The 16,256-nt window shown below is 66.8% G+C and carries 15 protein-coding genes; 9 read left to right on the plus strand and 6 right to left on the minus strand.

Annotated elements, in window-relative coordinates; all coding sequences use genetic code 11:
- Nucleotides 1-214: 214 nt before the first annotated feature.
- Nucleotides 215-3,796 carry a DNA polymerase III subunit alpha gene (dnaE, locus tag ABB28_RS10910; protein WP_057508657.1) on the plus strand — a complete coding sequence of 1,194 codons (3,582 nt, stop codon included), beginning with the start codon at nt 215-217 and terminating at the stop codon, nt 3,794-3,796.
- Between the two features lie 74 nt (nt 3,797-3,870).
- A complete protein-coding gene (locus ABB28_RS10915; RefSeq protein WP_057508658.1) occupies nt 3,871-4,830 on the plus strand; it encodes an acetyl-CoA carboxylase carboxyltransferase subunit alpha in 960 nt (319 codons plus the stop codon).
- Between the two features lie 39 nt (nt 4,831-4,869).
- On the opposite strand, the gene ABB28_RS10920 is transcribed toward ABB28_RS10915, so the two are convergent.
- The gene (locus tag ABB28_RS10920; RefSeq protein ID WP_057508659.1) at nt 4,870-5,325 is read right to left on the minus strand and encodes a CopD family protein; all 456 of its coding nucleotides are present in this window, start codon (nt 5,323-5,325) and stop codon (nt 4,870-4,872) included.
- A 63-nt stretch (nt 5,326-5,388) separates the two neighbouring features.
- Here ABB28_RS10920 and ABB28_RS10925 point away from each other — a divergent pair, with 63 nt between their 5' ends.
- Both ABB28_RS10925 and ABB28_RS10930 read left to right on the plus strand, forming a co-directional pair.
- Nucleotides 5,389-5,979, plus strand: a complete 591-nt coding sequence (locus ABB28_RS10925; protein ID WP_057508660.1) for a class I SAM-dependent DNA methyltransferase — start codon at nt 5,389-5,391, stop codon at nt 5,977-5,979.
- Nucleotides 5,980-6,075: 96 nt separating this feature from the next.
- Entirely contained in the window at nt 6,076-7,383 is a 1,308-nt protein-coding gene (locus ABB28_RS10930) for a polyhydroxyalkanoate depolymerase (protein WP_057508661.1), read from the plus strand.
- Between the two features lie 67 nt (nt 7,384-7,450).
- Here ABB28_RS10930 and ABB28_RS10935 read toward each other — a convergent pair whose 3' ends face one another.
- A complete protein-coding gene (locus ABB28_RS10935; RefSeq protein ID WP_057508662.1) occupies nt 7,451-8,473 on the minus strand; it encodes a sensor domain-containing protein in 1,023 nt (340 codons plus the stop codon).
- On the minus strand, nt 8,470-8,835 hold the full coding sequence (locus ABB28_RS10940; RefSeq protein WP_057508663.1) for a PadR family transcriptional regulator: 366 nt from the start codon (nt 8,833-8,835) through the stop codon (nt 8,470-8,472). The genes ABB28_RS10935 and ABB28_RS10940 overlap by 4 nt, the downstream gene beginning before the upstream one ends.
- Nucleotides 8,836-8,990: 155 nt before the next feature.
- Between ABB28_RS10940 and ABB28_RS10945 the strand changes: the two genes are divergently transcribed.
- Complete coding sequence (locus tag ABB28_RS10945) at nt 8,991-9,890, plus strand: peptidylprolyl isomerase (RefSeq protein WP_057508664.1); 900 nt, start codon at nt 8,991-8,993, stop codon at nt 9,888-9,890.
- A gap of 3 nt (nt 9,891-9,893) precedes the next feature.
- On the opposite strand, the gene ABB28_RS10950 is transcribed toward ABB28_RS10945, so the two are convergent.
- Nucleotides 9,894-10,766, minus strand: coding sequence for a DMT family transporter (locus ABB28_RS10950; protein ID WP_057508665.1), 873 nt, complete (start codon nt 10,764-10,766; stop codon nt 9,894-9,896).
- Nucleotides 10,767-10,898: 132 nt separating this feature from the next.
- Between ABB28_RS10950 and ABB28_RS10955 the strand changes: the two genes are divergently transcribed.
- Together ABB28_RS10955 and ABB28_RS10960 are read left to right on the plus strand one after the other, a co-directional pair.
- Nucleotides 10,899-11,843 (plus strand): LysR substrate-binding domain-containing protein, encoded by a 945-nt coding sequence (locus ABB28_RS10955; RefSeq protein ID WP_057508666.1) that lies wholly within the window; start codon nt 10,899-10,901, stop codon nt 11,841-11,843.
- Nucleotides 11,844-11,924: 81 nt separating this feature from the next.
- Nucleotides 11,925-12,218 (plus strand): hypothetical protein, encoded by a 294-nt coding sequence (locus ABB28_RS10960; protein WP_057508667.1) that lies wholly within the window; start codon nt 11,925-11,927, stop codon nt 12,216-12,218.
- A gap of 23 nt (nt 12,219-12,241) precedes the next feature.
- Here ABB28_RS10960 and ABB28_RS10965 read toward each other — a convergent pair whose 3' ends face one another.
- Nucleotides 12,242-12,991 (minus strand): DUF4349 domain-containing protein, encoded by a 750-nt coding sequence (locus tag ABB28_RS10965; protein ID WP_057508687.1) that lies wholly within the window; start codon nt 12,989-12,991, stop codon nt 12,242-12,244.
- Between the two features lie 53 nt (nt 12,992-13,044).
- A complete protein-coding gene (locus ABB28_RS10970) occupies nt 13,045-13,401 on the minus strand; it encodes a GFA family protein (protein ID WP_057508668.1) in 357 nt (118 codons plus the stop codon).
- A gap of 104 nt (nt 13,402-13,505) precedes the next feature.
- Here ABB28_RS10970 and ABB28_RS10975 point away from each other — a divergent pair, with 104 nt between their 5' ends.
- Together ABB28_RS10975 and ABB28_RS10985 are read left to right on the plus strand one after the other, a co-directional pair.
- The gene (locus tag ABB28_RS10975; protein ID WP_057508669.1) at nt 13,506-15,317 is read left to right on the plus strand and encodes a DUF885 domain-containing protein; all 1,812 of its coding nucleotides are present in this window, start codon (nt 13,506-13,508) and stop codon (nt 15,315-15,317) included.
- A gap of 645 nt (nt 15,318-15,962) precedes the next feature.
- Nucleotides 15,963-16,181 carry a hypothetical protein gene (locus ABB28_RS10985; RefSeq protein ID WP_057508671.1) on the plus strand — a complete coding sequence of 73 codons (219 nt, stop codon included), beginning with the start codon at nt 15,963-15,965 and terminating at the stop codon, nt 16,179-16,181.
- Nucleotides 16,182-16,256: the final 75 nt, after the last annotated feature.

Raw genomic sequence — 16,256 nt, forward strand, 5'->3', positions numbered from 1 at the left:
CCAACAAGCAGCCCCGCAGCTGTTGCTCTGGCCGTTGCCGTTGCCGTTGGCTCTGGCTTCAGAGCCCGCGCGCAGCGCGCAACCCCCCCCGCGTCAAGACCTTGTCCGTATAGCCCCTCGCCGCTACCCTGAGCGGGCACTCCTGCGCACCTGTGACCCCGGCGGCCGTTCCTACGCCTGCTCCCGGGGCCGGTGCGCTCCAACCTGGTCCGGCATGTCCAACTCCCGTTTCGTCCATCTCCACGTCCACACCGAGTTTTCGCTGGCGGATTCCACCATCCGCGTGCCGGCGAAGCCGGAACAGGCTGACCCGAAGAAAGCCAAACAGGCCAACCTGCTGTCACGCTCGGTCGAACTCGGCCTGCCTGCGTTGGCCGTCACCGACCTGAACAACCTGTTCGCGCTGGTCAAGTTCTACAAGGCCGCCGAAGGCGTGGGCATCAAGCCCATCGCCGGCGCCGATGTGATGATCGCCGAAGAAGGCCAGGACCCCTGGCGGATGACCCTGCTGTGCCGTGACCGCGAGGGCTACCTCAGCCTGTCGCGGTTGCTGACCCGCGCGTGGATGGAAGGCCATCGCCCCGAAGGCGGCGTGGCCGTGCACCCGGAATGGTTGAAAGCCGGCTGCCAGAACCTGTTCGCCCTCAGTGGCCGCGACAGCCTGGCCGGACGCCTGGCCGCCGCCGGCAAGCATGACCTCGCCGAACAGCAACTGGCCGACTGGCAGCGCGTGTTTGGTGATGGCCTGCACCTGGAACTGACCCGCACCGGGCGCGAGGGCGAAGAGGCGTTCAACCAGTTCGCGCTGATGGCCGCAGGCCAGCGTGGGTTGCCGGTGATCGCCAGCAACGATGTGCGCTTCCTCGCACCGACTGATTTCAGCGCCCACGAAGCGCGCGTGTGCATCGCCTCCGGCCGCGTACTGGATGATCCCAAGCGTCCGCGCGACTACAGCGACCAGCAGTACCTGAAGTCCTCCGAGGAGATGTGCGCGCTGTTTGCCGACATCCCCGATGCAATCGACAACACCCGCGCGCTGGCCGAACGCTGCAACATCGAAATGCGGCTGGGCACCTACTTCCTGCCCAACTACCCGGTGCCCGACGACGAAACGCTGGACAGCTGGATCCGCAGCGAAGCGCGCAAGGGGCTGACGCTGCGCATGGAGAAGAATCCCGTAGCGCCTGGCATGACCTTGCAGGACTACAGCGAGCGCCTGGAATTCGAGCTGGATACCATCATCAAGATGGGCTTCCCCGGCTACTTCCTGATCGTGGCCGACTTCATCCAGTGGGGCAAGAACCAGGGCATCCCGATCGGCCCGGGGCGTGGTTCCGGTGCCGGTTCGCTGGTGGCCTGGGCGCTGCAGATCACCGACCTGGATCCCCTGCCCTACAACCTGCTGTTCGAGCGCTTCCTCAACCCCGAACGCGTGTCGATGCCCGACTTCGACATCGACTTCTGCATGGACCGCCGCGACGAAGTCATCGACTACGTGGCGCGCAAGTACGGCCGCGAGCGGGTCAGCCAGATCATCACCTACGGCACCATGGCGGCCAAGGCCGTGGTGCGCGACTGCGGGCGCGTGCTGGGCTTCCCGTACGGCCTGGTGGACAGCGTGGCCAAGCTGATCCCCAACATCCTGGGCATTTCGCTGAAGGATGCGATGGGCGAAGGCAAGGACAGCGAGATGGCCTCGCCGGAGCTGATCCAGCGCTACCAGAGCGAGGACGATGTCCGCGACCTGATCGACCTGGCGCGGCAGCTGGAAGACCTGACCCGCAACGCCGGCAAGCACGCCGGCGGCGTGGTGATCGCGCCCGAGCCGCTGGCCGAGTTCTGCCCGCTGTTCGCCGAACACGACGAAAACGGCATCGGCCGCAATCCGGTGACCCAGTTCGACAAGAACGACGTGGAAGAAGTCGGCCTGGTGAAGTTCGACTTCCTCGGCCTGCGCACGCTGACCATCATCGATTGGGCAGTGAAGGCGATCAACAAGCGCCACGAGCGCGCCGGCATCCCGCCGCTGGACATCACCCAGTTGCCGCTGGACGATGCGCCGACCTACAAGGACATCTTCGCCTCCGGCAATACCGGTGCGGTGTTCCAGTTTGAATCCTCGGGCATGCGCCGCCTGCTGAAGGACGCCAAGCCCGACCGCTTCGAAGACCTGATCGCGCTGGTGTCGCTGTACCGTCCCGGCCCGATGGACCTGATTCCCTCCTTCGTCGACCGCAAGCATGGGCGCGAGGAAGTGGAGTACCCCGATCCGCGCACCGAGCGCATCCTGCGCGACACCTACGGCATCATGGTGTACCAGGAGCAGGTGATGCAGATGGCGCAGATCGTCGGCGGTTACTCGCTGGGCGGCGCCGACCTGCTGCGCCGTGCGATGGGCAAGAAGGTCCCGGCCGAGATGGCCAAGCACCGCGAGATCTTCCGCGAAGGCGCGGCCAAGGACGGCGTCGGCGAGGCCAAGGCCGATGCGATCTTCGACCTGATGGAGAAGTTCGCCGGCTACGGTTTCAATAAATCGCACGCCGCCGCCTACGCGCTGGTCAGCTACCAGACGGCCTGGTTGAAACGGCATTACCCGGCCGAGTTCATGGCCGCCACGCTGTCTTCGGACATGGACAACACCGAGAAGGTGGTCGGCTTCCTGGACGAGGTGCGCAACCTCGGCCTGACCGTGCTGCCGCCCAAGGTCAACCAGTCGGCCTACATGTTCGAAGCGGCCACCCCGGACACCATCCAGTACGGCCTCGGCGCGATCAAGGGCGTCGGCCAGGGCGCCTGCGAAGCGGTGGTCGACGAGCGCCTGCAGAAGGGTGCCTACACCGACCTGCTGGATTTCTGCACGCGCATCGGCTCGGCCAAGCTCAACCGGCGCACGCTGGAAGCGATGATCAACTGCGGTGCGCTGGACGAGCTGGGGCGCAACCGTGCCTCGCTGGCCCTGCAGCTGCCCGAAGTGATCAAGGCCACCGAGCAGATGGCGCGCGAACGGGCATCGGGCCAGAATTCGCTGTTCGGCGGCCCGGATCCGAATGCACCGGCGATCCACCTGGAACTGCAGGAAACCGACGAATGGCCACTGCTGCAGCGGCTGACCGGTGAGCGCGATACGCTGGGCTTCTACCTCAGTGGGCATCCGTTCGATCCGCATCGCGACGATGTGCGCGACCTGGTCGGCACCGACCTGGGCGCGGTCGAGAAGATCTGGAGTGCCGCCAGCGGCGGCGGCGGCGGTGGCGAAAAGCGCTGGCGCCCGGAAGTGCAGACGGTGCTGGCCGGCCAGGTGGTCGGGGTGCGCCGCAAGGGCGAAAGCCAGATCTTCATCCAGCTTGAAGACGGTCGCGGCCGGGTCGAATGCAGTGCGTTCTCCGACGCGATGGCCGAGTTCGGCCACCTGATGACCAAGGACCGCATCCTGGTGGTGAAGGGCGGCCTGCGCGAAGACGAGTTCAATGGCGGCTTCGCCCTGCGCATCCGCCAGTGCTGGGACTTCGACGAGGTCTGCGCGAACTACGCAACGCGGCTGTCGCTGCGCGTGGACCTGCGCCGCGAACGCCCGGTCTGGGAGCGCGTCAATGCCCTGCTCGACCGCCATCGCCCCGGCCGCACGCCCCTGCGCCTGGATCTGCTGCTGAAGGATCAGGAAGGCTCGCTGGCCGGCATGCTGGACGTGGGCGGCGAGAGCGCCGTACGCATCGATTCCCGGCTGATCCAGGCCCTGCGCGCCGACCCGGCCGTGCGCACCGTGAAGGTGCGCTACAGCCCGCCTTGGGCGAGCTGACCAGACGACGGCGTACGGGGCATCCCCACGCATTCGGCTAAACTTCCCTCCTTACATTCATACGACGGCTTCCGATGAATCCGAACTACCTCGACTTCGAGCAACCCATCGCCGACCTGGAAGCCAAGATCCAGGAGCTGCGCAGCGCCAGCGCCGGCCCGGCGGTCAACGTTGAAGCCGAAGTAACGGCCCTGCGCGGCAAGCTGCGCACCCGCACCGCGCAGATCTTCCGCAACCTGACCTCGTGGCAGGTGTTGCAGCTGGCCCGCCATCCGTCGCGTCCGTACACGCAGGATTACCTGCACCTGATGTTCGACGAGTTCCAGGAACTGGCCGGCGACCGTGCCTTCGCCGACGACAAGGCGATCATGGGCGGCCTGGCCCGCATCAATGGCCGCGCGGTCATGGTGATCGGCCACCAGAAGGGCCGCGACACCAAGGAAAAGATCAAGCGCAACTTCGGCATGCCCAAGCCGGAGGGCTACCGCAAGGCACTGCGCCTGATGAAGATGGCCGAGCGTTTCGGCCTGCCGGTGCTGACCCTGATCGACACCGCCGGCGCCTGGCCGGGCATCGACGCAGAATCCCGTGGCCAGTCCGAAGCCATTGCCCGCAACCTGATGGAGATGGCCGAGCTGAAGGTGCCGGTGATCTGCACGGTGATCGGCGAAGGCGGCTCCGGCGGCGCGCTCGCGCTGGGCGTGGGCGACCGCACCATCATGCTGGAATACAGCGTGTATTCGACGATCAGCCCGGAAGGCTGCGCCTCGATCCTGTGGAAGGATGCCACCAAGGCCAAGGACGCCGCCGAGCAGCTGGGCCTGACCGCTCCGCGCCTGAAGGGGCTGGGCCTGGTGGACAAGGTGGTGCGCGAGCCGACCGGCGGCGCACACCGCAACCCGGTGCAGATGGCCAAGCGCCTGAAGGCCGTGCTGGTCAACGAACTGGACGCGCTGCAGGAACTGCCGACCGACGAACTGCTGGCCAAGCGCTACACGCGCCTGCGCAGCTACGGCACCTACGAAGCCGCGTAAGGCGACAGCGCCGGACGATCTCCGGCGCTCGGTCGTGGCTCAGAACGGCTTGGCCAGCACCAGCCAGACGATCGGGATGAAGGCCAGCAGCGGGATCTCGTTGATCCAGCGCAGCGCGCGCGATGACGGCAGCGCCCGGCCCTTGGCCACGCCCTTGAGCAGCCGCCCGATCCAGATGAAATACGCCATCAGCAGCACCACCAGGCCCAGCTTGGCGTGCAGCCAGCCGGCCCCGCCCGGTGCCACCATGGTCGGGAAATCCGGAATGACCCGGTAGCCCAGCCACAGCACCAGCCCCAGCACGAAGGCCAGCCCGAACATGCTGTGGCCGAAGCGGTACAGGCGCCGCCCCATCAGCTGCAGGCGTTCACTCACTGCCGCCTGCCCCGCCGTCTCGGCGATGTTGACCAGGATGCGCGGCAGATAGAACACCGTCGCCATCCAGGCCACCACGAACACCAGGTGGAAGGTCTTGACCCAGAAGTAGGACTGCATGTGCTCGCTCCAGCGGCTGGCGTAGGATGAGCACCATTTTCACCGATGCGCAGAGCCACGTACATGCACAAGACCTACGACGCCGCTTATTTCCAGCACTGGTACCGGCGCGCCGATATCGGCGGCAGCGCGCGGCTGGCGCGCAAGGTCGCCCTGGCCGTGGCCAGCGCCGAGTACTACCTGGAACGCCCGATCCGCAGCGTGCTGGACATCGGCTGCGGCGAAGGTGCATGGCGCGCGCCGCTGCTCAAGCTGCGCCCCAAGCTCAGCTACCTGGGCTTCGACAGCAGCGACTACGCAGTGGGCCGTTATGGGCGCACCCGCAACCTGCACCCGGCCAGCTTCGGCGACTTCGCTTGGCTGCGGCCCTGCGCCCCGGTGGATCTGCTGGTCTGCTCGGATGTGATGCATTACGTGCCCGACCGCGAACTGCGCGCCGGGCTGGCCGGCATCGGCGAGCTGACCGGTGGCGTGGCCTTCCTGGAGACCTTCGCCGCCGAGGACGACTTCGAAGGAGACCATGACGGCTTTCATCCGCGCCCGGCACGTTGGTACCGGCGCGAACTGGGCAAGCACGGCCTGACGCCGATCGGGTCGCACTGCTGGCTGGGTGCCGCGCTGGGCCAGGAAGCCGCAGCCCTGGAAAAGGCCTGAGCCGGCGTCGTCCGGATCTGCGACCCCAGTTAATATTCCGCGGCGCCGGATCAGGTATGCTGCGCGGCAACATATGACCATACATATTGAGTCAATATGCTCTACCAGCTCCACGAACTGACCCGTAATCTGCTGGCCCCTTGGGTCCACCAGGCCCAGGCAAATGCCCACTTCTTCAACAATGCCGGCCATTGGTGGGGGCAGATGCCCGGTGCCGATCGCCTGGCGGCGATGAACGAGCTGTTCCACCGCCTGGGCAAGGATTACGAGAAGCCCGAGTGGGGCATCAACGAGATCGACGTGGACGGCGAGCGCGTGCCGATCGTGGTCCACGAAGAAGTCAGCAAGCCGTTCTGCAAGCTGTTGCGCTTCAAGCGCCACAGCAACGAAGCCGACCAGCTGCACACCATGCTCAACCAGCCGTTCGTGCTGGTGGTGGCGCCGTTGTCCGGCCACCACGCCACGCTGCTGCGCGACACCGTGCGCACCCTGCTGCGCGACCACCGCGTGTACGTGACCGACTGGGTCGATGCGCGCATGGTGCCGGGCAGCGAAGGCGAGTTCGGGCTGGATGATTACGTGGAGTACATCCAGGAGTTCATCCGCCACCTCGGCGTGGAGCGGCTGCACGTGGTGAGCGTGTGCCAGCCCACCGTACCGGTGCTGGCGGCGGTTTCGCTGATGGCCGGCCGCGGTGAACCCACGCCGAAGTCGCTGGTGATGATGGGCGGACCGATCGATGCGCGCTGCAGCCCGACCGCAGTGAACAACCTGGCCACCCAGAACCCGCTGTCGTGGTTCGAAAACAACGTCATCCACACCGTGCCGCCGAGCTACCCCGGCGCCGGCCGCCGCGTGTATCCGGGCTTCCTGCAGCACGCCGGCTTCCTGTCGATGAACCCCAGCCGGCATTTCAGCTCGCACTGGGATTTCTACGCCGACCTGGTCAAGGGCGACCTGGAAGACGCCGACGCGCACCGTCGTTTCTACGACGAGTACAACGCGGTGCTGGACATGCCGGCCAAGTACTACCTGGATACCATCAGCGTGGTGTTCCAGGACTTCCTGCTGCCGCGTGGCGAGTGGTACATCAAGGGTGAGAAGGTCGATCCTTCGGCCATCCGCGATACCGCGCTGCTGAGCATCGAAGGCGAGCTGGACGATATCGCAGGGCTCGGCCAGACCGAAGCGGCGCAGTCGCTGTGCACGGGCATCGCCGAAGACCGTCGCGAGCATTTCATCGTCGAAGGCGCCGGCCACTACGGCATCTTCAGCGGCCGTCGCTGGCGCGAGGTGGTGTACCCGAAGGTCCGTGATTTCTTCGCCGCCAATGCCGAAGCACCGGCGGCGGCGAAGCCGAAGAAGAAGAGCAACGTCACCCCGTTGCGGCGGAAAGCCGGCTGACGGCCGGCGTTGGTGACGGCCAGCGGCCGTCACTACCAGGCCGCTCCAGCCGTCACGCCCATCGCGCTTACAACCGTACCAGCAGGTGCTTGGCCAGGGTGCCGTGCATGCGGCCGACCGCCCGCGCCAGGTGCAGCGTGCCGAACAGCAGCAGCCCGCCAGCCAGGGCCAGCAGCGGCGTCGCCCAAGCCCCTTCCAGCAGCGGCAGGCCATTGATGGTCACCCCGGTGTAGGCACCCGGGAACCACACCGCCACCGGCGACCAGATCAAGGCCAGCGAAAGCGCCAGCAACGTCGTTGCCACGGTGAAGTAGGCGACGCCCAGCGGCAGCATCAGCACGAAGTACAGCAGGGTCAGCCAGGTGCGGCCATCGGTGAACATATCGCCGATCCGCTGCAGCCAGCTGCGGCTGCGGTCGCTGAAGCGTGGGCGTCGCGGCATGCGCTCGCCCAGCAGCACTTCCACCAGCCGCCCTTCCAGCAGCGACAGCCCGCGGATGGAACCGAAGAACAACACGGCCACCGGTACGCCGATGATCAGGATCAGCAGGCCCAGCGACAGCGAAAGACCGGTGACCACCCAGCTGAAAAAGAAGGTGCCCGTCGCAAGCGAAAGCAGCATGTAGAACAGGGCGCCATAGGTGTGCGGATCCACCACCACACCGAAGAAGCGCGCCGCCAGCGAGCGCGGTGGCGGCGGCGGCGGATCCGGGATGGACGGACCCGGTGCCGCAACGCCTGCTGCCGGCGGAACCGCATCAAAGCCGCTGGCCACTGCCGGGGCGGCCGTCACGCGGGTGCCCAGTGGGGTCTTCGGCGTGCGCAGCGCGCGGTTCACGGTCAGCTCGGTTTCGCGGTAGATGTCGGCCACCTCGTCCGGCGCGCCGTAGCTGCCGGCCACGTCGGCGATCACCTCGCCCTCGCTGCGCCCGGGCTGTGCCGCCAGTTCCGAACGCAGGTACTCCTCGGCGTCGTACAGCGCGTCCTGGACCATCGCCGGGTCGGCATCGTGCAGCGCCGCGCGCAGCTGCGCCAGGTAATCGGGAATGGTCGCCGGCAGGGTCCTGCCCATGGTGTGCTCGATGTTCATTGCAGTACGCCCTCCAGAACGGAATCGACGGAATCGCGGGTGGCACGCCAGGCCTGGATCCACTGCTCCAGCACGGCACGTCCCTGCTCGGTGATGCGGTAGTAACGTCGCGGTGGACCGCTGGTGGAGGGCTCCACGTGGCTTTGCAGCAACCCGGCCCCTTCCAGGTTGCGCAGCACCGGGTACAGCGCGCTCTGCTTGCCACTCAGCACGCCCTCGCCCACCTGCTCCAGTTCCTTGGCGATCAGGTAGCCGTACAGCGGCTCCGGTGCCTTGGCCAACACCGCCATCAGCGCCAGCGACACGGTCCCCGCACTGAGCTCCTTCTGGAACTTCTTCAGCTGGATCTCTTCATCGACCATGGGGGCATCTCCACTACGTTGAAGTGAACACTAGTGCGGAGTTCAACCTAGTGGAATAGGCCGGACGTCACGGTGTCGTGCAGCCGCCGTGCCCGGCGCTGGCAGGAAACCGTGGCCTCGCGCATGATCGGGCTCTCTTTCCTGAAAGGCTCACCATGGACCGTCGCCCCGCCCTGTTGGCGCTTGCCCTGGCCACCTGCCTGCTGCCTTCGCTGGCCCCGGCGGCCACGCCCTACCGCAGCGCGCAGCAGATCCTGGAAGCCGCACCCGACCGCGACTGGCGCACGCCGGACCCGGCCAACCTGCTGTACATGGACCTGCCGGCCGGACGGGTGATCATCGAGCTGGCGCCGCAGTTCGCGCCGCGCCACGTGGCCAACATCCAGACCTTCGCCCACGAACATTTCTGGGACGGCACCAGCATCTACCGGTCGCAGGACAACTTCGTGGTGCAGTTCGGCGATGCCGACGCCGACGACGCCGCCAAGGCCCGGCCACTGGGATCGGCGCAGAAGAAACTGCCGGCCGAGTTCGAACGCGCCACGGCGGGATTGAAGGTCAGCCCGCTGCCCGATCGCGATGGCTGGGCGGCACGCACCGGTTTCGTCGACGGCTTCCCGGTCGGCCAGGATACGAAGGACGGCAGGGCCTGGCTGGCGCACTGCTATGGCGCGCTGGGCGCCGGTCGCAACAATGACGAAGACAGCAGCGTGGGCGCCGAACTGTACGTGGTCACCGGCCAGTCGCCGCGCCAGCTGGACCGCAACATCACCGTGGTCGGCCGCGTGCTGAAGGGCATGGAACTGCTCAGCGCCCTGCCGCGGGGCCCGGCGCCGATGGGCTTCTATGCCGACCCGCAGCAGCGCACGCCGATCACCGCGATACGCCGCGCCAGCGATGTGCCCGCCGCCGAACGCACGCCGATCCAGGTACTGCGCACCGACTCGAAAACCTTCGCCGATACCGTGGAAGCCCGTCGCAACCGTGTCGATGATTTCTACAAACGGCCGGCCGGGCACATCGATCTGTGCAACATCCCGGTGCCGGTGCGGTGACGCTCAGCGGCGCTGGCTGACCGCCACGCTGCCCAGGATCAGTGCGCCGGCCAGCAGCATCTGCAGGGTGACCGGCTCGCCCAGCAACAGCCAGGCGAACGCGGCGCCGAACAGCGGCACCAGGTAGGTCACGGTGGAGGCGCGCGAGGGGCCGATGCGGGCGATCAGCCGGTAGAACATCAGGAAGGCCAGCCCGGTACAGACCACGCCCAGCGCCACCGCGCAGGCCCATGCAGCGCCCGGCACCGGGCCCTGCGGCCAATGGGTGAGCGCCATCGGCAGCATCCACAACGAAGCGCATCCCAGCGTTGCCGCCGCCGACGCCGCCGGCGGCAGGCCGGTCACGTGGCGCTTCACCAGGTTCACGCCCAGCCCATACAGCAGCGACGCCAGCGCACCGGCGACGACCGCCGCGCCGATGCTCAACCCGGCGACTTTGGCGGTAGCCAGCACCACTACGCCACTGAACCCGACCAGCAGTGCAAGTGCGCGTCGCATGCCGATTTTTTCGCCGAAGAACAGGAAGGCGATGAGCGCGGCGAACAGCACCGTCATCGCATTGCAGATCGCCCCGATCGCCGCTGGTGCCCGTTCGGCAGCCCATGCGAAAAGCACGAAGGGCACGGCGGAATTGATCAGCCCGATCGGCGCCAACCACAGCCAGCGACGCGCCGGGAACTGCGCCCGCGCACGCCACAGGAACGGCAGCAGCACCAGCGCGCCGAGCACCAGCCGCAGTTCCACCAGCGCATAGGGACCGAAGTGGGGCACGGCTACGCGCATGAACAGGAACGAGCAGCCCCAGATGGCGCCCAGCAGGGTCAGCTCCAGTGGCGTACGCCAGTCGCGTTCCAGCGCCTGCGGCAACGCGCTCATGGCTGCCTCCTGGGAATCACCTGCACCACCATGCCGCTCTCCTGCTGTCGGGTTGCCCAGCTTCGCGCTGCCGCGCAGGGCCCGCAAGCGCGTAGTATCGCTGCCAGCCACAAATCCGGCTTGAGGCTCGCCATGCTCCTGCGCCCGTCCCTGCTGCCCGCCCTCGGTGTGTTCGCCGTTGCCGCGCGCCACCAGAACTTCGCCGCCGCCGCGCAGGAGCTGAGCCTCACCGCCAGCGCGGTCAGCCACCAGGTGCGCCGCCTCGAACAGCAACTCGGCAGCGCGTTGTTCCTGCGCCATGCGCGCGGTGTGCGCCTCACCGCCGAAGGTCGCCAGTTGGCCGATGCGGCCAGCGCCGCGCTGTCCGACCTGGCCACGGTCGCCAGCCATCTCAGGCCGCACGCCGACAGCGTGCCGTTGCGGATCACCACGCTGCGCTCGCTGTCCTACTGCTGGTTGCTGCCGCGCCTGCCACGCTTCACCGGGATGCATCCGCAGGTGCGGATCGAACTCCACACCGGCAGCGGCCTGGACCGCTTCGACGACAATGGGCCCGAGGTCGGCATCCGCTACGGGCTGGGACAATGGCCCGGCCTGCACGCGCGCCACCTGATGGACGATGACCTCTTCCCGGTCGCCTCACCGGCGCTGGCCGGCGTGCACGGCCTGCAGGACCCTGCGCCCATCGCCCGCCTGCCGCTGCTCAGTGATCTGTCACCGCAGGGCTGGCGGGACTGGTTCCGGCATGCGGGCGTACGCGTGCCGGCAGCGCTGCCGCCGGTGCATACCTTCGCCGACAGCGCCGATGCCATGCGCGCAGCGGTGTACGGCATGGGCGCGGTGCTGGCGCGCCGGCACATCGCCCAGCCCTACCTGCAACGCAACGAGGTGGTGCGCCTGCCGGGCCCGGTGATGAAGGCGCGCTATGCGTACTACGTAGTGAACAGTGATACGCAGGCGCCCTCGCCCCCGGCACGCGCCTTCATCGACTGGCTGCTGCGCGAAGCGCTCGACGAGCGCACGCCGATGCCGGCGCCACCACCGCAGCCGCCGGGGCGTGCCGTACAGGACGCGTGAGCAAGGGCCCTGTTCCACCGTCACCCGCTCTTTTCCGGCCGCTGGCTAGGCTGGGGTCCTGTTTCCCACCAGGACCATCCCATGGCAATGCTGCGACTGCGAATTACCGGATCTGAAGACGACGCGCGTGCGATCAGCGACCTGCTGCTGGGCATCGAAGGCATCGAGCATGTCGAAGAGACCGACGACCTGATGCCGAAGATGGACGACGACGATTCCAGTTCGGCCGGCCTGTCCGATGACATCGGCCCGGGCAGCCATGAACTGGAAGTGGAAGTCGGCAACGAAAGCACCGCGCAGAAGGTGCGCGATGCAGTGCAGGAGCTGGCCCTGGAGCTGGATGTGTTCGTCGAATACGAGACCGACGAAGGCTGATCCGGCGCGGTTGAAAGGGCGGGTCAACCCGCCCTGCGCGCACGCCGCCGGCGCCACAGGCGCAGGCCGATCCAGCCGATGATGCTGCCGACCACCAGCACCGGCAGCAGCGCGGCGATGGCGCGTATCAGGTAGGCGATGCTGGTGGTCAGGATCGCTCCCGATTCGGACAGCGCCATGCCGATTTCATTGCGGCTGCGCTGGCCGGACGGTGCGTTGAACTGCATCGTGACCAGCTGCGTATCGATGCGTCGGCGCTGCTGCGCCGCGTCCTTGTTGGCCTGTTCCACCCCCGCCTCGATTTCCGACAGCCGCTGGGTGATGACCAGCAGGTCGGCCAGTTTGATGTCCTTGCTGTCCTGGTAGGCAAGCAGGCGCTCGTGCTCCTTCTGCAGCCGCGCCTTGGCCAAGGCGGTATCCGCAACCTGCTGGGCGAGGTCTTCGGCATGGGTGTTGCGCGATGACACCTCGCCGCCCTGCCCGGCCAATCCGATGATCGGCTCCACGCCCTTCGGCGCGATGCGCACGCGGATCGAACCGCTGGGATACTCCCCGCCCTGCTGACCCACCTGCAGCACCGCGCAGTCGCCGAAGCGGGCGGACTGGCAGGCATCGGCGATCTGCTTGACCCGTGGCCCGATCTGCACCGCGTCCAGGCGGATGTCCAGGTCATGCTCGTAGGCCAGCGATGCCCCTTCCGGTGACATCACCGCACCGGCAGCGCCGGCACCCGCATCGGCCGCTGCCTCGTGCCTGCCGCAGCCGGCCAGCATCAGCACAACGGCTGCCGCCACCGCAAGCGCCGGGTAGCGCACTGTTGCACAGCTCACGCATCGGCTCCGTTGAATGCCGTCACCGTCAATCCATCCAGCGCCACGCCAGGAAGGCAACGCACATTCACCGCGACCATGGCCTGTCCACTGCGGGGATCGACGCCTTCGCTGAACGGGGCGATGCCACACTGGGCGCAGTAGTGATGCTGCAAGTGGTGCTTGTGGAACTGGTAGGTCGCCAGCTGGGCGGGGTCGCTGGACAGCACCAAGGCCTCGCGCGCGGCGAACCACAGCAGGCCCCCGCGGCGGCGGCACAGGGAACAGTTGCAGTCGATGACCTCGGTGACCGGTTCATCGGCCTGTACGGTGAACGCAATCCGGCCGCAATGGCAGCTTCCTTCGTACTGCATGATCCACCTCCACGTGGGAATGCGACGATGGTAATCCTTTGGCACGCAGACAGGGCGACGGCCCCGGCCTATGCTTGGCGATTGACCCCAAGACAGGATTGCCGATGCGCCAGCATCTCCTTGCCCTCGCCCTGATCGCTGCCCTCGGCGGCTGCCAGCAGGCCGACGCCCCCGCCTCCGCCACCCCGCCCGCCGCCGCGCCGGCGCAGGCCGCCGATGCGGCCGCCGATGCGGCCTTCGCCGATCTGTCCAAGCGCGCCCTGGACAGCTGGATGCAGCTCTCGCCGGTGGGTGCCACGCAGATCGGCGACCACCGCTTCGACAGCGAGATCGACGATCTCAGTGCCGCGGGGCAACAGAAGACCCTGACCGCCTACAAGGGCCTGCTCGCCGAGCTGGAGAAAATGGACGTGGCCAAGCTGGGCCGCGAAAACCAGGTGGATGCCGCGATCCTGCGCAACCAGCTGCAGTCGGACATCTGGAATGCCGAGGTGCTGCAGTCCTCCAAGTGGGATCCGCAGATGTACAACGGCCTGGCCGGCAGCGCGATCTACGGCCTGATGGCGCGCGAGTTCGCACCGCTCCCCGAGCGCCTGAAGTCGGCGACCGCGCGCATGGAGAAAATCCCGGCGATCTTCGCCCAGGCCCGCGAAAACCTGGATCCGGCCCGCGTGCCGAAGATCCATGCCGAAACGGTGGCCAAGCAGAACCGCGGCATCCTCAGCATCGTCGATACCTTCATCACCCCGCACATCGGCGAACTGCCGCAGGCCGACCAGCAGCGCCTGCAGGCCGCCATCGATGGGCTGAAGAAGGCCGTGGACGAGCAGCAGCAGTGGCTGGACAAGACCCTGGTGCCCAATGCCAAGGGCGAATTCCGCGTCGGTGCCGAGCTGTACGACCAGAAGCTGAAGTTCGCGCTGAACTCCTCGCTGTCGCGGCAGGAGATCGGCGAGCGTGCACGTGCCGAACTCAAGCGCGTGCGCCAGGACATGTATGGCATCGCCCAGACCGTGCTGAAGGACAAGCCGGGCGCACCGGAAATGCCGGCGCAGCCGAGCGACGCGCAGCAGCAGAAGGCGATCGAAGCGGCGCTGGAACTGGCCTACGCCGACAAGCCGGCCCGCGACAAGGTCGTGGAAGATGCCAAGGCCGCACTGGACCAGTCCACCGCGTTCGTGCGCGAGCATGACCTGATGACCCTGCCCGATGCGCCGGTGGACATCATCCTGATGCCCGAATTCCAGCGCGGCGTGGCCGTGGCCTACTGTGATTCGCCCGGTCCGCTGGACAAGAACCTGAAGACCTTCTACGCGGTCTCGCCGATCCCGGATGACTGGAACGACAAGCAGGTCGACTCGTTCCTGCGCGAGTACAACTCACGCATGATCCACCTGCTGAGCATCCACGAAGGCACCCCGGGCCACTACCTGGAAGGCTGGCACTCGGCCAAGTTCCCGTCCACCCTGCGCGCGGTGCTGCGCTCGGGCCTGTTTGCCGAAGGCTGGGCGGTCTACACCGAGCGCATGATGCAGGAGCAGGGGTATCTCGACAACGATCCGCTGTTCCACCTGGTGCAGCTGAAGTTCTACCTGCGCACCATTTCCAACGCGATCCTGGACCAGGGCGTGCACGTGGACAACTGGACGCGCGAACAGGCGATGCACCTGATGACCCACGATGCGTTCCAGCAGGAAAGCGAAGCGTCGGGCAAGTGGGTGCGCGCGCAGCTGACGTCGGCGCAGCTGCCGACCTACTTCGTCGGTGCGCAGGAACACTTCGACACGCGCAAGGCCGCGCAGGAAAAGCTGGGCGACCAGTTCAACCTGAAGGCCTACCACGACAAGATGCTGTCCTACGGCGCCCCGCCGGTGCGTTTCGCGCGCCAGCTGATGCTGGACCAGCCGATCGAGTAAGTGCGTCTGTCCGATCCCGGGCAGGCCTGCTGGCACGCTGAACGCAAAGCGCCCCGTGAGGGGCGCTTTTTCATTTCAGCACGGCAGCGTCAGGGCCGTGTCAGACACGGTTGCAGGAGAGGCGATCGACATTGAAGTACCCATGCTCGTAGCGGATGATTTCCTTGGCATGGATCTCAGAGTCTGCGTTTATTCTCTGCATAGTGGGTGCACCGCGGAGCAGGAATGTGCACTGGTACGGTGCCACCGCTGCGGTTGCCGCTGTCGATGAAAAAAGTATCGCTGCGGCGATCAACATGTGCAGGTGTCGGATCATCTGTCAGGTCTCATGATCGGGCGAAGGCAGCGCAGCCGGATGGTCGCTGCAGCTCCAGTGTCCTTGCGATGCTTCATCTTGTCAGGAGGCTGGAGCACCACCGGATGACGCGTGCTGCGGCACACTTCAGAGGCCTATCGCAGCTTTGCCGCGAGGCGGAATCCCTGACGCTGTAACCAGGGGTTATCTGATCGCGATCACAGATCCAGCGTGCAAGGCTGCGCGCGAACGCGCCTGCTGCGAATGCCGGGCGACGTCCTGTCGCCGCGGGGCAAGACTATGGGCAAGCCGATGGAATCCGCCACCGGCCCAAACCCCAGGTGACCAGAATGATCAAGCCCATTGCCGCTACCCTGCTTTTATCCTTCGCCAGTCTCTCTGCGCACGCGGCATCAACGTGGCGCTGTGATTACATCTATGAAGGCGATATCGCCGACAGCCATTACGTGGAGGCCAATTCGCAGAGCCAGGCCATGCAGCGCACGCGTGAATGGGCAGCAGGACAGAACTTCCTGATCGACCGTTTCCTCGGGTGCCGCCCGGCCTGAAGCATTGGCGAAACCGGTTGCAGGGCCCGACACGCCCTGTAGCTGAAATGCCGCATCAACGGGGCGCCCAGCCAT

This window comes from Stenotrophomonas chelatiphaga (genome assembly GCF_001431535.1).
GTDB classification, from domain to species: domain Bacteria; phylum Pseudomonadota; class Gammaproteobacteria; order Xanthomonadales; family Xanthomonadaceae; genus Stenotrophomonas; species Stenotrophomonas chelatiphaga.

What these genes read in the sequence shown, in the direction of transcription:
- dnaE (WP_057508657.1), top strand. Translation starts at nt 215, where the DNA reads ATGTCCAACTCCCGTTTCGTCCATCTCCACGTCCACACCGAGTTTTCG.
- ABB28_RS10915 (WP_057508658.1), top strand. Translation starts at nt 3,871, where the DNA reads ATGAATCCGAACTACCTCGACTTCGAGCAACCCATCGCCGACCTGGAA.
- ABB28_RS10920 (WP_057508659.1), bottom strand. Translation starts at nt 5,325, where the DNA reads ATGCAGTCCTACTTCTGGGTCAAGACCTTCCACCTGGTGTTCGTGGTG.
- ABB28_RS10925 (WP_057508660.1), top strand. Translation starts at nt 5,389, where the DNA reads ATGCACAAGACCTACGACGCCGCTTATTTCCAGCACTGGTACCGGCGC.
- ABB28_RS10930 (WP_057508661.1), top strand. Translation starts at nt 6,076, where the DNA reads ATGCTCTACCAGCTCCACGAACTGACCCGTAATCTGCTGGCCCCTTGG.
- ABB28_RS10935 (WP_057508662.1), bottom strand. Translation starts at nt 8,473, where the DNA reads ATGAACATCGAGCACACCATGGGCAGGACCCTGCCGGCGACCATTCCC.
- ABB28_RS10940 (WP_057508663.1), bottom strand. Translation starts at nt 8,835, where the DNA reads ATGGTCGATGAAGAGATCCAGCTGAAGAAGTTCCAGAAGGAGCTCAGT.
- ABB28_RS10945 (WP_057508664.1), top strand. Translation starts at nt 8,991, where the DNA reads ATGGACCGTCGCCCCGCCCTGTTGGCGCTTGCCCTGGCCACCTGCCTG.
- ABB28_RS10950 (WP_057508665.1), bottom strand. Translation starts at nt 10,766, where the DNA reads ATGAGCGCGTTGCCGCAGGCGCTGGAACGCGACTGGCGTACGCCACTG.
- ABB28_RS10955 (WP_057508666.1), top strand. Translation starts at nt 10,899, where the DNA reads ATGCTCCTGCGCCCGTCCCTGCTGCCCGCCCTCGGTGTGTTCGCCGTT.
- ABB28_RS10960 (WP_057508667.1), top strand. Translation starts at nt 11,925, where the DNA reads ATGGCAATGCTGCGACTGCGAATTACCGGATCTGAAGACGACGCGCGT.
- ABB28_RS10965 (WP_057508687.1), bottom strand. Translation starts at nt 12,991, where the DNA reads ATGCTGGCCGGCTGCGGCAGGCACGAGGCAGCGGCCGATGCGGGTGCC.
- ABB28_RS10970 (WP_057508668.1), bottom strand. Translation starts at nt 13,401, where the DNA reads ATGCAGTACGAAGGAAGCTGCCATTGCGGCCGGATTGCGTTCACCGTA.
- ABB28_RS10975 (WP_057508669.1), top strand. Translation starts at nt 13,506, where the DNA reads ATGCGCCAGCATCTCCTTGCCCTCGCCCTGATCGCTGCCCTCGGCGGC.
- ABB28_RS10985 (WP_057508671.1), top strand. Translation starts at nt 15,963, where the DNA reads ATGATCAAGCCCATTGCCGCTACCCTGCTTTTATCCTTCGCCAGTCTC.